At 67.3% G+C, this 12669-nt stretch carries 11 protein-coding genes and 1 pseudogene; 6 read left to right on the forward strand and 6 right to left on the reverse strand.

Features of this window, described 5'->3' with window-relative positions; translation table 11 throughout:
• Nucleotides 1–427 precede the first annotated feature (427 nt).
• Together ACH49N_RS23080 and ACH49N_RS23085 are read right to left on the reverse strand one after the other, a co-directional pair.
• Nucleotides 428–1099, reverse strand: a complete 672-nt coding sequence (locus ACH49N_RS23080; RefSeq protein WP_012687242.1) for a V4R domain-containing protein — start codon at nt 1097–1099, stop codon at nt 428–430.
• Nucleotides 1096–1788 (reverse strand): GntR family transcriptional regulator, encoded by a 693-nt coding sequence (locus tag ACH49N_RS23085; RefSeq protein ID WP_012687241.1) that lies wholly within the window; start codon nt 1786–1788, stop codon nt 1096–1098. Before ACH49N_RS23085 ends, ACH49N_RS23080 begins: the two co-directional genes overlap by 4 nt.
• Nucleotides 1789–2259: 471 nt before the next feature.
• Between ACH49N_RS23085 and ACH49N_RS23090 the strand changes: the two genes are divergently transcribed.
• Together ACH49N_RS23090 and ACH49N_RS23095 are read left to right on the forward strand one after the other, a co-directional pair.
• Nucleotides 2260–2520 carry a rubredoxin gene (locus ACH49N_RS23090; RefSeq protein WP_005253614.1) on the forward strand — a complete coding sequence of 87 codons (261 nt, stop codon included), beginning with the start codon at nt 2260–2262 and terminating at the stop codon, nt 2518–2520.
• A complete protein-coding gene (locus tag ACH49N_RS23095) occupies nt 2517–4328 on the forward strand; it encodes an FAD-binding protein (RefSeq protein WP_012687240.1) in 1812 nt (603 codons plus the stop codon). Before ACH49N_RS23090 ends, ACH49N_RS23095 begins: the two co-directional genes overlap by 4 nt.
• 552 nt (nt 4329–4880) lie before the next feature.
• On the opposite strand, the pseudogene dmpG reads toward ACH49N_RS23095, so the two are convergent.
• The 4 genes and pseudogenes from dmpG to ACH49N_RS23115 all read right to left on the reverse strand — a co-directional run.
• Nucleotides 4881–5664 (reverse strand): annotated as a pseudogene (gene dmpG / locus ACH49N_RS23100) (4-hydroxy-2-oxovalerate aldolase); the annotation flags it as partial.
• Nucleotides 5643–5855 (reverse strand): hypothetical protein, encoded by a 213-nt coding sequence (locus ACH49N_RS23105; RefSeq protein WP_012687237.1) that lies wholly within the window; start codon nt 5853–5855, stop codon nt 5643–5645. The gene ACH49N_RS23105 and the pseudogene dmpG, both read right to left, overlap by 22 nt.
• A 438-nt stretch (nt 5856–6293) precedes the next feature.
• Nucleotides 6294–7256 (reverse strand): 3-carboxyethylcatechol 2,3-dioxygenase, encoded by a 963-nt coding sequence (locus ACH49N_RS23110; RefSeq protein ID WP_012687235.1) that lies wholly within the window; start codon nt 7254–7256, stop codon nt 6294–6296.
• A gap of 54 nt (nt 7257–7310) precedes the next feature.
• Nucleotides 7311–7823: a flavin reductase family protein gene (locus ACH49N_RS23115; RefSeq protein WP_005253601.1), complete on the reverse strand. Its 513-nt coding sequence runs from the start codon at nt 7821–7823 to the stop codon at nt 7311–7313.
• Nucleotides 7824–8285: 462 nt separating this feature from the next.
• Here ACH49N_RS23115 and ACH49N_RS23120 point away from each other — a divergent pair, with 462 nt between their 5' ends.
• From ACH49N_RS23120 to ACH49N_RS23135, 4 genes are all read left to right on the forward strand, one after another.
• Nucleotides 8286–8927 carry a GntR family transcriptional regulator gene (locus tag ACH49N_RS23120; RefSeq protein WP_012687233.1) on the forward strand — a complete coding sequence of 214 codons (642 nt, stop codon included), beginning with the start codon at nt 8286–8288 and terminating at the stop codon, nt 8925–8927.
• A gap of 568 nt (nt 8928–9495) precedes the next feature.
• The gene (locus ACH49N_RS23125; RefSeq protein ID WP_358274836.1) at nt 9496–10410 is read left to right on the forward strand and encodes an alpha/beta fold hydrolase; all 915 of its coding nucleotides are present in this window, start codon (nt 9496–9498) and stop codon (nt 10408–10410) included.
• Nucleotides 10407–11903, forward strand: a complete 1497-nt coding sequence (locus tag ACH49N_RS23130; protein ID WP_012687230.1) for a 4-hydroxyphenylacetate 3-hydroxylase family protein — start codon at nt 10407–10409, stop codon at nt 11901–11903. Before ACH49N_RS23125 ends, ACH49N_RS23130 begins: the two co-directional genes overlap by 4 nt.
• Nucleotides 11900–12664 carry an SDR family oxidoreductase gene (locus tag ACH49N_RS23135; RefSeq protein ID WP_012687229.1) on the forward strand — a complete coding sequence of 255 codons (765 nt, stop codon included), beginning with the start codon at nt 11900–11902 and terminating at the stop codon, nt 12662–12664. The genes ACH49N_RS23130 and ACH49N_RS23135 overlap by 4 nt, the downstream gene beginning before the upstream one ends.
• Nucleotides 12665–12669 lie beyond the last annotated feature (5 nt).

A 12669-nucleotide genomic window follows, 5' to 3' on the forward strand; every position in this document is an offset into this window, starting at 1 on the left:
GAGCATCCGACGCCGCCGCGGAACAGCAGATGAGGACCGTCCCGGTCGACGCGCGACCGGGACGCCGCCCTGGGCCAGGTCACATCATCAGCATTGGACATGCGCGGGTCGTGTACGGACGGCACTCCACCGATGATGCCGAGGGCGCGTTTCCTCGCCCTGCCGCAGCGAGGTTGGGACCCGCTGCGGCCCTTGATCATTCCAACCTGAAGCGACGGGCGGGCGGTGCGGACCTCTCGTTGGCGGAGCGCGTGCCCGTGCTCGTCGGCTGCCCACATCGTTCGTCTTTCCCTTGCGCGCGCCGCGGTTGGACGCTGCTGCGTCAGGGTGAAAGGCGTGTGGTCAGCTCCAGTACCCAGGGCTCGCATGAACTGTGGCGCACGCAAGGGGTCGCCGCTCGTCAGCCGGCGACCTTGCCGACGCGTCGTCAGACGGACGCGGCGCGGGGCATACTGGCCGGCATCACTTTGTACTGCTTGGTCGGGCGGTGCAGGCGCGGATCGCGCATCCACAGCGACACACGATCGCGGTGGGCCATCGCGAAGCGGCAGTACGACACGCCCTCTGCCCGACAGGCGATCTCTTGCACATCGATTGGGAGGCCTGTCGCCTCCGAGGCCCAGCCCGCCGCGTATCCCGCCTGGAGATGGCAGGCCCGGCTGCGGTGCCCGTCGTTCAGCGCCTCTCGCGCACTGAACGAGTTGTCCGACTCCCACAGCACGAGGAAGTCCTCGTCGAGCTTGGGCTCCCATAGGAGCAGTTGCACGTCTCCGTAGCCCGCCCATGCGAAGTGGAACGGGCCGGTAAGCACGCGATACTGCGGTTCGGTCATGCCGATCTTGCGGTCCGCGAAGAACGCCGCCGCGTGGCTGAGCCCGATGAGCCGACCGAACCGGTACATCACCGCGGGTGCCAGCTCGGCACCGAGGATCTCGACCAGCTCGCGCGGCAGGTCGCTGGCCACGACGTGGGTCGGAACCAGGGCATGTGGAATGCCGGCGAGCGACACCTGGGCATGGCCCGGGTCGCGCGTGAAGCGCTCCTGGTACTCACACATGTCGTCGAGGGCACGAGCGATCAATGCCGACAGCTCGGTCATGGCTTCTCTCCTCCTCGCCGCGGGGCGGCGACACCCTCCAGGTAGGCGACGAAGCGGTCGCCGCACCGACGGGTGTGCTGCTCTGCGAGGGTCCGGGCACGCTTGGCGGTACGTCGCTCGAGCGCCTCGAAGATGGCCCGATGCTCGGTTCTGGATTCCGTCATCGACTCCCCCATCTGGTCGCCCGTGAACGGAAGCCGCGCAAGCTGATAGCGCAGCAGCGACCACACGCCCTCGACGGTCTGGATGAGCCGCGGCATGCCGCTACCCTCGATGATCTTCAGGTGGAACTCGTAGTTGAGGTCACCGTAGGCCACTTCGTCCCCATGATCAATGGCCGCTTCCATCCGCTCGAGCACGCCACCGAGCTCAGCGAGCTGCTGGGCGCTCATCGCTTTGGCGGCCACCTCGGCGGCGAGGCCCTCGAGCACGCCACGTATCGCGAACAGCTCGGTGACGGTCGTGGAACTCGGCCGAACAACGCGACACCCGACCTGCGGGATGATCTCCACGAGTCCCTCTGACTCCAGTCGCTTGAGGGCCTCGGACACCGGCGTGCGACTGATCTGCAGCTCCTCGGACAGCGCGTAAGTCGAGAGCGTGTCGCCCGGCTGCCAGCGACCGCGGAGGATCTCCGCGGTGAGCTGCTCATACGCTTGACCGCTTCGATTGAGGCGCTGACTGACCATGGGATCCTAGGTGTGCGAAGTGATCGATTCACTCCAGTGTATTGCACCGGTGGACGCGTACCCGATCCGGCTAGAATGTTACTACGCTAGTTGGGTGCGGTTGATGCCACTGCGGTGTGGTGGATCACCCGAACCCACGCCGACGGCTTGGCCGACACCATGAACGTCACACGCGCCGGAACATCAAGCTCTGCAACGCTTCTTCGATGCCGCGCCGCTAGGGACAACCGAGCCGAGGGTGCGTGGCGGGGGTGTGATTTCGCCGAGGCCAGGTCGAGGGCCTCCCGGGTGATCGACGTCCGCGAGCAAGCATCCGTGCGCCCGCCGGAGCGCCGCACGATGCCTGCCGAGTCCCCACCCCCGATCCGTGGACCAGCCGTGTCCACCGACGGGGAGGTCTGTGGCAAACTGCCTTCCACTATGTCCAATAGCGCGCTAGCATACTAGTATCAAACGCACCGTGGAGGGTTCATGAAGATTCTGATCGCGACGGAAGAGACACAGGCGGACCCGGCAACCGAGCTGTGGGTCTGCGAGGTCTGTGAAGACGTGTACGACCCCCAGCTGGGTGACCCGGACGGTGGCATCCCCCCGGGAACTGCCTTCCAGGACATCCCCGACGACTGGGTCTGTCCGGTCTGCGGGGCGCGCAAGAAGGAATTCCGGAAGCTCAGGCCGGGCGAGGAATACCAGGATGTGAGCGAAGACCTCGTGACGGGAGAGCTGGGATGAGCGCTTCCGGCAGCGGCCGCGTCCTCGTCTGCCTCAAGCAGGTACCCGCCCCGGGGGCGGTCTCCTTCGACGAACGCACCAAGCGCATTCGCCGCGATTCCGACGCCGCGATCACCAACCCCGCCGATCTGTGTGCTCTCGCGCACGCGCTGTCGCTTCGCGACGCGCTCGGCTGGGAGGTGGTCGCCGTCACGATGGGGCCGCCCGCCGCCCAGGCCACCCTCGTCGACGCACTACGCCGAGGCGCCGACCGCGCCGTCCATCTTCTCGACCGGCGTTTCGCTGGCGCCGACACGCTGGCGACGGCGCGCGCGATCACCCGGGTCGTCGAACGTGAAGCGCCGGACCTCGTCCTCACCGGCCGCTGGACGCTTGACGGCGCCACCGCACAGGTCGGTCCGCAGGTCGCCGAACTGGCCGGGCTGCCGCAACTCACGCAAGTCGTGGCCCTGCATACCGGCGACGACGGTCGCATCCGGGCCGAGGTGGAAACCGATGTCGGCACGGAGGACTGGGCCATCGAGCTGCCGGGGTTGGTGTCGGTCGGACGTGGAATCGAGCCGCCCTGGGTCGTCGACGCCGCCGACGCCGCGGCCATCGAGACGGTCACCGCCGATGATCTCGGAGGAGGGCCCCGCGACTTCGGGACCCGCGGCTCGCCGACCTTCGTCGTCGAGATCCGTCCCGGCCGCAGTATGCGCTCCACGGAGCACGGCGCCGACGCCCCCGCCGCCGCCAGCATGCTGGCCGCCGCGTTCGCGGCGGCCCGCGAGGACCTCCGGCCCGCGACCTACGCTGCCGGTCCGGCATCCCCGCCGCGGGAGATCTGGGCGGTCGCCGAGCCGCTGCCGGGTGGCGGGCTGCACCCCACCAGCCTCGAGGCCCTCGCCTGCGCCCGCTCGATCGCTGCCGAGCTGCACTCCACGACCGTTGCCGTCCTCCCCGGTGCGCACAGCAGCGACGCGCCGCGCGTCCTGCACGCGCACGGGGCGGACCGGGTGATCGTGCTCGGTGACGCCGGGCTCGAGGAGTACGCCACGGAGCCGTTCACGAGCGCCCTCAGTGCGGCGATCATCGCCGGCTCGCCGTTCGCGGTGATCGCCCCGTTCAGCGCCCGGGGCCGCGACTACGCGCCGCGCGTCGCGGCCCGGTTGGGCCTCGGGCTCACCGGGGATTTCGTCGCGCTCGAGGTACGCGGCGCGGACAGCGACGACCCGGACCTGCTCTGGCTCAAGCCGGCGCTCGCGGGGAACGTGCTCGCGCCTGTCATCGCGCACACCACCCCATCGATGGGCACACTGCGCCCCGGGTCCTTCCCGGTCGCCGCCGTCCGAGACGAGGGCGATCCGCAGGTCGACGTCCTCGGGCCGGCCGCCAAGGCCGCCGACGACCGGTGCACGCCGATCGAGCGGCGCGTCGAGAATCCCGACGCTCCCCATCTGACAGCGGCGCGGGTGGTCATCGGCCTGGGCCCCGGGCTCGATGCGGCGACGCGCCGGGCGGCCGAGCGGTTGGCTCAGGCGACTGGCGGCGCGGTGGCGGCCACCCCAGCGGCGGTGGCCGCGGGCGACGCACCGCGGCAGATCGAGATCGGGCCACTCGCCCGCACGATCGCCCCCTCGATCTATCTGGGCCTGGGGAGACACGACCCCGGGACCCTCCGTGCGGTGAGTGGAGCAGGGCAGATCGTCGTGGTAGACCCCGACGCCCAGCTCGACGAACTGTCCGGCCTCGCCGACGCAGTCGTCACCGCGGATATCGAACCGGTACTTGCTGATCTGTTGGAGCTTGTCGCGGCGGTGCACTAATCCCTCCTCCGGAACTGGCTCACCGTCCCGGTCGGCGCCGGTGAACGGATCGGGCAGCATCGCCAGCCACTTGCGCAGCAGCGCATCGATCCGTGCCCCGGTGAGCCGGTCGCAGATCGCCTGCAGCACGGCCGGATCGTCGACCGCGGCGAACCCGTTGTCGAGTGCCAGTGCGGTGAACCCGAGCCCTGCCCCCGCGGCCTGACGCTGGGCCCAGTGGCGGCCGTTGATACAGAGTTTGGCGTTGCAGGAAAAGGACGAGCAGAACTCGAGGAAGAACGGGCCGAAGTCGGCGGCGACGCAGTAGAAGTAGTAGTGGTTGACCATGCCAGTGGACCTGACGCTCCACGGATAGCTCCGACCGTCGGCGTCGCGGCTTTTCTCGGTGATGGTGGGCTCCGGTGGGTCGGGCGGCCAGTAGGCCAACCAACCGCTACGACGATCCATGCACCCGATCGACGTCGTCGACCAGGGTCACCACCCCGACCCGCCGGTGCCCCTGAGCGCAGCCGCCACCACACGACTCGTCGGGCGGGCGAAGCCCCGTAAGATCTAGGCCGAGAGGTCGGGTGCGATGTCGACGATCATGTCTTCTTGACCGCCGACGAGTCCGCGCCGCCCGACCTCGACGAGGATTTCGCGGGTGTCGAGTACGTAGGTGGTGGCCGCACGCTCCGCGTGCCGGAGGAAGCTGGAGTAAACGCCCGAGTAGCCCAAAGTGATTGTCTCCCTGTCCACTTGCACCGGACGGTCCTGCAGCGGCCGGACGATGCCGTCAGCCGTGTCCTGCAACTTGAACAGATCACCGGTGTGCTTCCATCCGGTCAGGTCTGCGAGGGCGATGAACGCTTCGATGGGGGTGTTGCCCGCTTCGAACTCCTTGCCCGGCCAGGGATGCGTCGACCCTGGCAGCTCCTTCCTCGACCGCAACCCCGGAGTTAGCCACGGACAGTGACAGATTCTGGTGTGCGTGGATTCCGATCTCCGTCTCGGGATCGAGGACCTCTCGGTAAGCGCGCATCCGCGCTCGTATGTCGTTCATGGTCAGACGGCCACCCGAGTCGGTGATGTACGCGCAGTGGACGCCGTAGGCTTACATCAGCTTGGCTTGCTCGGCGAGGTGCGTCGGTGACGCCATGTGGCTCATCATCAGAACCCCGGAAACGTCCATGCCCAATTCTCGTGCCGCGCTGATGTGCTGCGCGGAGACGTCCGCCTCGGTGGCGTGTGTGGCGACGCGGACCGATCTAACGCCGAGTGAATGCACGAGCTTCAGCTCGTCGATTGTTCCGATACCGGGCAGCAACAGTGTGGTCAGCCGCGCCGTCGTGAGAGCTTGTTCCCGTACCCGGCGAGTCTTTCTGCGTTCGCGATGTGCGCTACAGCCGAGGTGACGTCGAAGACGATGTCGATGTCTTCGAAGCCGGGCATGCCGATGAGACCGTCGACACCGGCAGCGGTAGCGGGCACTCCGAGACGGGTAGCCCGGGCCAGTCCGTCGGATCCGGCCCACTGCGGCTGCAGCATCCTCGATGGTGAGGCCCGCGCCCGCACGATCCTCCTGGAGGATGAATGCCACCTCGGGTTCCACACGTGGGGTGATGAATCGGTCCGCAGGAACGCACCGATCGGACTCGAAGATCATCTCGTCGAGCAGGAATCCGAAGTCCGGCTGGTCGACCCCGAGCTGACGCTGCATCACCTGCGAGGTCACCCCCACTTTGTGCCCACACAGCATTCTGCCCGAGCCGAGCAGGTGAGCGCGCACGCTGGTCTGGATCCAGGTAGGCCCCGTCGATGGTCAGCCCGGACAGCGTTCGGAGAGCGGGGAGATCGGGATACGCCTGCTTGCGGCAGCGAGGAGATCGCGGCGAGAGCGCCGAGGTCGGCCGGCTGCGCCTGGTCGATGGTGTTCCGGCGTGTCGGCGTCATTCATGCGCGCACCGTTCCGGCAGCGACCGCTGTTTACGTGAGGCCGGCGGTCGTGTGAACGGGTACGGCCGTGGTCACGGCGAACCCGGCGATGTACTCGGGAATGGGCCGGTAGTACTCGGAGGTCACCGTGTACTGGCCGGCGGCCGCTTTCAGGGCGTTGTGGGCCGCGACCCAGGTGCGCACTTCGTGGGCGGAGTTGCCTGCCGTGGCGGCCATCTCCTTGGCGGTCCACGCATCGAGCCGTTCCAGCTCCCCGGAGGCCAGGATGTCAAGAAGTTGCCGGTCCCACTCCGGGGCGAGGTCCATGATGCCGGCCTCACCCCTGGTGAAGGCCTTGGCGGTGTCGATAACCCGCTGCTGGCGGACCGCTCGCGCCGCGGCGGTGGGGTGGCGGCCACCCAGCAACATCTTCCGTTGTTCCCCGGTCGCTGCCTCGAGCCGCGGTACCGGCGGGTCGTGGGACAGACCACCGGACCCGAGGAGCAGAACGTTCCCGTCGAAATTCTTCAGGAATGTGCCCACGGCCTCGCCGAGCAGGCGGATTCGCTTCATCGGCGCGAACGGTGCCGCCACGGAATTGACGAAGATCGGGATCACCGGCTTCGTCGCGATGCCCCCGAGCAGGATTTCCAAGGGCTGGACCGCACCGTGGTCGACTTCCATCTCGAGGGAGACTGCAATGTCCACGCCCTGGTCCAGCACCGACTGCGCCATCTGCTCGGCAAGCGCCGAGGGCACGTCGAGCCGGCCGGCGGAGCTGCCGAAGTCCCCCACGCCCGAGGCCTCGAAGCCGATGCAAAATGACGGCATGAGCTTGTAGAAGAACCCGTTGTAGTGATCGGGGGCGAAGGAAACGACGAGGTCGGGGTCGTAGTCTTCGATGAACTGCCGGGCCTGCGCGAAGGCCCTGTCCACCTCTGTGCGGACCTCGGGCGGGGGGTTGTTGAACTCCAGCAGCGGACTGTGTGACGTGCAGACCAGCGCGAGCGTCATTATCGGTTCCCTTCGGTGAACAATATGGTCTTCGCCTCAGCGGCGGGCCAGCACTCAGCCGGCAAGGGTGAGCGGGCCGGTCGGTTCGAGGCAGAAGCCGGACCAGGCGTCGGAGTATTCGGTGTCGTGCGCTGCGCGCAGTAGGTGTCGGTAGCCGCCGGAGTAGAAAACGAGTGGGTCGCCCGGGGCGTCGTCCAAATGGTGGACCTTCCCGATGAAGAGGGTGTGGTCCCCGGCGCGGTGGGCGTCGACCACCTCGACACTGATGCGAGCCAGGGCGCCCCGTACCAGGGGGGCACCGGCGATCTCGTCGAAGCTGAAATCCGGAAGGAGGTCGGGGCGCCCGCTGAAGTGCCGGCTAACGGTTTCCTGGTCGGCACCGAGAAAGCTCACCCCGTAGCGGCCGCTGGCGAGCAGCATCTCGTGCATCTTCGCCTTGGTAGCAATGGACACCATCGCCAGAGCCGGGTCCAAAGACACCGACATGAATCCGTTGGCGGTCATGGCGTGGATGCCATCGGCGTGTTTGGTACCGATGATCGTCACTCCGGTGGTGAAGCGCCCCATGACATTACGGAAACGCCGGGGTTCCACAGGGGGCGCCGCATCCGGGCCGGTAGTAGTAGTAGTAGTAGTAGTAGTAGTCGACGTCGATGTGCTCATTGCTCCACCTCTCGAACTGAGATCTTAGTATGTCAGCTTAGGGGTGTGTGATCGACCTGACAAGCCTCTCCGTCAAAGGCGACCGGAAGCTGTTCCGGTCCACCGGCGATCTACGTCGTCGTCGACCGCCGGTAAGGCAGCCCCACGGTCGGCCGCATTCACCTAGCCCAGAGGGCGTTTGATGGATCCTCTGGGCGCCATCTGTTCCGTCGCCGCGTTCGGTTGGACCGCATCATCGAGCGCCTCGAGTACGATCGTGTGAGCCGTATTCTCGAGCGAGATATGGTATTGAAATACTAGAATCTGACAGGGTCAACCCTCATCGGTTTGGTCCCGTGCAGTGATCGTCGAGAGGCTGGATGTTCCATGACCATGACCATGACCGCGTCGGGGAGCAAGACGGACCAGATCTACGACGCCCTCCGCACCCGGCTGATGCAAGGGCATTACCAGTTCGGGGAGGTCCTGAGCACCTACGAACTCGCTCAGGAGTTCGGCGTGAGCCGCCGGCCGGTCATGGACGCTGCGATGCGGCTGGCGTCCGAGGGATTCATTTCCATCATCCCCCAGGTGGGGTGCCGGGTGATCATCCCCGACGAAGAGAGGGTCCGTGAGCATTTCGCCCTGGCCGGAATCCTCGAAGGTGCGGGCGCCAAGCTGGCAGCCCTCAACGCCACCGAGGTGCAACTGGCCGACATCGATGCTGCACTTGGCCGCTGCGCCGGCCCAGCCGAGGCGGACGATGCGGCGGCCTTCGCGGCCGCGAACCGCGACTTCCACTCCGCCGTGCTGGCAGCCAGCGGCAACCAGCGACTGACCGAGCTCGCCAAACACGCCTGGGATCTGAGCGATTTTTACATCCAGAAGAACCGAGTCAGCACGGACCTGCGCAGATCTCAGAGTGAACACTCCGACATTGCAGGGGCGATCTCGCGCCGGGAACCAGGGCTTGCGCGAGAGCTCATGGAAGGGCATCTCTCGCGATTCTGGATGGGCGTTCACATCTAGCCACTCGCCGGTCACGTCCACGGCAGGCGAGGCAGCGGGTCACCCTCGACAGGGTGTAAGCCCGCGGCCCAGCCGTAGCCGGGCGGCGAAGCGCCATCAGGCTCCGGAGTGCCGGAGAAAGACCGACCCGAGCGGCGTCCCCGCCCCGTGAGTTGAATCCGGCCGAATGGCGCGTGCCCGTCAGGGCGAACACGGGGAGGTCGACGGCGATGATCTCTGAGGCGACCGCCGAGATCGTTCCGAGAGCAGAACGCGAGTAGCGCGCACACTCCGCTGTGCGGGCCGGGGAAGCACGGCTTACCCCGTGCGCCGCATCCGCCCGCGGACACCGAGCCCGGGCAGGGCGCGGAGCCGCTCCGCTGTCTGCACCGGCGCAAGCATGTGTGGGGCATCGCTGTGTCGGTCACCGCATCCGCCTGGCGGCCCCACGCGACACCGCGGCGGAAAAACAGCATCTTGTCATTGAGATCTTAGTATGCCAGCATGTTACGTGTGATCGCAGTCACTGGTCGGATATCAGTCAGGTACCGGGGATAGGCATCCGGCCGGCGAAATGTATCGGGGCGGCATGACTGCCGCCGAGCCGAACCAGCCGGGCCTGGTTGCAACAGGAAGGATTGCCGTGGAAGAGCATGTGAGCATCTGGGGAGACCTCGCGGGTGTCGACCTGGTTCAACGAACGGTCGATGTCGACGGAGTCGCGACGCGGGTCGTGGAGGCCGGGAGCGGACCGAGCCTGATCCTGGTGCACGGGACGGGCGGGCACCTGGAGGCGTACGCGCGCAACGTGCGGGATCTGGCCAAGGATTTCCATCTGGTCCTGTACGACATGCCCGGGCACGGTTACTCGGACAAGCCCGACCGGCCGTACACCATCGACTATCTCAGCGATCATCTCGTGGCGTTGATGGACGCGCTGTCCATCGACCGGGCCGACCTCTCGGGCGAGTCCCTCGGCGGCTGGGTCGCGGCCTGGACGGCCGCGCACCACCCCACTCGCGTCCGCGGGATGGTCCTCAACACACCCGGGAACATCACCAACAAGCCCGAGGTGATGGCCGGCCTGAAGGAATCGAGCATGAAGGCGGTTCGTGAGGCCAGCCCGCAGACCGTGCGAGCCAGGGTCGAGTGGCTCTTCCACGACACGTCCCTGGTCACCGACGAACTCGTGGGCCTGCGGCTGCGGATCTATTCCCAGTCCGGCTTCGAGACGGCGATGGCCAACATCCTTGCGGTGCAGGACTGGGAGTACCGGCGCCCCTTCGTGTGGTCACCGACATGGTGTGACCGCATCCTCGCCCCGACCTTGTTGCTGTGGACCGACCACGACCCGACCGCCGCCGTCGAAGAGGCCTCCCTGCTCGAAACACTCATCTCGGGAAGTCGCCTGGAAGTCATCGAGGGGGCCGGGCATTGGCCGCAGTGGGAGAAACCGGACGAGTTCAACGAGGCACACATTCGATTCTTGAAAGGAAAGTCATGACCGCACGAAACGGCGCAGCGTACCTCGAGAGGTTGCGCACGCACAGTCCCGAGTTGTGGGTGGGATCGGAGAAGATCGTCGATGTCGTCGGGCACCCGGCCACGGCCGGTGCCGCCGCCGAGATCGCCCGCCTGTACGACCTCCAGTTCGAGGACGGCAACGAGGACATGCTCTTCGAACCCGCCGACGGCGACGGCCCGGTCGGAGTGCAGTTCCTCGAGCCGCGCTCCCGCGAGGACCTGGAGCAACGACACGCCATGCACAAGAAGTGGGCGGATTCCACCCTGGGCATGATGGGTCGCACCACGGATTTCGTGAGCGCCATGCTGGTGGCCTGGAACGCCAATGCCGACTTCTTCGGCGACAACGCCGACAAGGTACGCGACTACTTCCGGCACGTGCGGGACAACGACCTGTTCCTGTCCCACGCGATCGCGGACCCGCCCGTGGACCGGTCCAAGCCCGCGTCACAGCAGCCCGACCCCTACACCTATCTCGGGGTCAAGGAGCAGACCGCGGAGGGCCTGATCGTCAGCGGCGCGAAGATGCTGGCGACGGCCGCACCCTACTCCGACGAGATCCTCGTCTGGCCGTTCTCGCTGCGCAAGTTCGCCCCGGAGGAGAAGCCCTACGCCATCGCCTTCGCCATCCCGACCGACGCACCCGGCGTGCGGCTGATCTGCCGGGAGCCGTTCGGCGGCGGCAATGCGTTCGACCAGCCGCTGTCGAGCCGGTTCGACGAGATGGACGCGGTGGTCGTCTTCGACGACGTGCTCGTGCCCTGGGACCGGGTCTTCATCAACCAGGACTACGAGCGGGTCAACCGGATCTGGGAGATCAACTCCAACGCTTTCACCGGAGCCCAGACCTCGGTCCGCCTGATGGCGAAGCTGCAGTTCGTCGCCGGGCTGGCGAAGCGGGCCACCGAGGTGGTCAAGACAGATCAGTTCCCGCAGGTCCGGGACGCCCTCGGGGAGATCAGCACCTACATCGAACTGACAAGGGCCGCGATCCTCGCGTCCGAGGCCGGCGCCACGCCCAACCAGGACGGTGTCCTCTTCCCCGACCTCCGGCCGCTGTACGCCATCCGCAACTCCGGAAACCGCTGGTATCCACGGGTGCGCGAGATCCTCCAGCAGATCCTCGCCGGCGGACTGCTCTACCAGCCGGCCGACGTCAGTGCGTTCGACTCCCCCATCGCGTCGGACCTGGCCAAGTTCTACCGCGGCCCCGACAACAGCAGCGTCGACCGCATTTCCGTCTTCAAGGTGGCAGCGGATCTGGCGGTCTCCGCCTTCGGCGGACGCCATGAACTCTATGAACGCTTCTACGCCGGCGATCCGATGTTCCTGCGCATCAACACCCAGTTCAACCAGTACGACTGGACGGAACCGCTGGGACTGATCGACGGGTTGCTGGCCACCTCGGCCGAACACGCACGGACCGCCGGCTCCGCAGAGCCGGACCGCACCGAGGGGGGCGCCGCGGCATGACCGTCACGGGCAAGCGGGCGCTGGTGACCGCCGGGTCGAGCGGGATCGGTGCCGCCGTCGCGGCATCGCTGCGGGCGGGCGGCGCGGAAGTCTTCATCACCGGAACCCGACCGCACACGGCCGACGTCGCCCGGGACCTCGGGGCGGCGGGCTGGGCGATCGCGGACTTCACCATGCCCGGCGCCGCCACCGGCGCGGTCCGGTCTGCCCTCGACACTCTCGGCGGTGTGGACATCCTCGTCTCCAACACCGGCGGCTCGCGGGCCGCTCCGGCCACCGAACTCGCACAAGCGGACTGGGAGTCGGCCTACCGGTTGATCCTCGACAGTGCCATCTCGCTGACCAACGCGGTCCTGCCGGGCATGTTGGCCTCGGAGTGGGGTCGGCTGATCTACCTCACCTCGGTTGGTGTGGTGCGGCCACTGCCCCGCCTGCACACGTCCAACGTGATGCGTGCCGGCGTGGCGGCGCTGGCTCGGTCCCTCGCGGGTGAGGTTGCGCCGAACGGGATCACTACCCACGTCATCGCCCCGGCGCACGTCGATACCACGCGGCGGAGGGCATTGGTGGCGGCGGCCGCCACGTCGGCGGGTACCTCAGTGGAGGAAACGGAGCGGCGGCAGCTCGCCGCCGAGCTCCCCGTCGGCCGCTGGGGGCGGCCGGAGGAGATCGGTGAGCTCGTGGCCTATCTCTGCTCGGAGCGCGCCAGCTTCCAGACCGGGTCGACGCACGTCGTCGATGGCGGAATGACCTCGATCTAAGGCGG

The organism is Rhodococcus sp. NPDC019647, from assembly GCF_044389235.1.
Taxonomy (GTDB): Bacteria; Actinomycetota; Actinomycetes; order Mycobacteriales; family Mycobacteriaceae; genus Rhodococcus_F; species Rhodococcus_F oxybenzonivorans.

Coding starts and splice junctions, on each gene's coding strand:
- ACH49N_RS23080 (WP_012687242.1), bottom strand. CDS start 1,099: ATGACCGAGCTGTCGGCATTGATCGCTCGTGCCCTCGACGACATGTGT.
- ACH49N_RS23085 (WP_012687241.1), bottom strand. CDS start 1,788: ATGGTCAGTCAGCGCCTCAATCGAAGCGGTCAAGCGTATGAGCAGCTC.
- ACH49N_RS23090 (WP_005253614.1), top strand. CDS start 2,260: ATGAAGATTCTGATCGCGACGGAAGAGACACAGGCGGACCCGGCAACC.
- ACH49N_RS23095 (WP_012687240.1), top strand. CDS start 2,517: ATGAGCGCTTCCGGCAGCGGCCGCGTCCTCGTCTGCCTCAAGCAGGTA.
- ACH49N_RS23105 (WP_012687237.1), bottom strand. CDS start 5,855: ATGCTGCAGCCGCAGTGGGCCGGATCCGACGGACTGGCCCGGGCTACC.
- ACH49N_RS23110 (WP_012687235.1), bottom strand. CDS start 7,256: ATGACGCTCGCGCTGGTCTGCACGTCACACAGTCCGCTGCTGGAGTTC.
- ACH49N_RS23115 (WP_005253601.1), bottom strand. CDS start 7,823: ATGGGGCGCTTCACCACCGGAGTGACGATCATCGGTACCAAACACGCC.
- ACH49N_RS23120 (WP_012687233.1), top strand. CDS start 8,286: ATGACCATGACCATGACCGCGTCGGGGAGCAAGACGGACCAGATCTAC.
- ACH49N_RS23125 (WP_358274836.1), top strand. CDS start 9,496: ATGACTGCCGCCGAGCCGAACCAGCCGGGCCTGGTTGCAACAGGAAGG.
- ACH49N_RS23130 (WP_012687230.1), top strand. CDS start 10,407: ATGACCGCACGAAACGGCGCAGCGTACCTCGAGAGGTTGCGCACGCAC.
- ACH49N_RS23135 (WP_012687229.1), top strand. CDS start 11,900: ATGACCGTCACGGGCAAGCGGGCGCTGGTGACCGCCGGGTCGAGCGGG.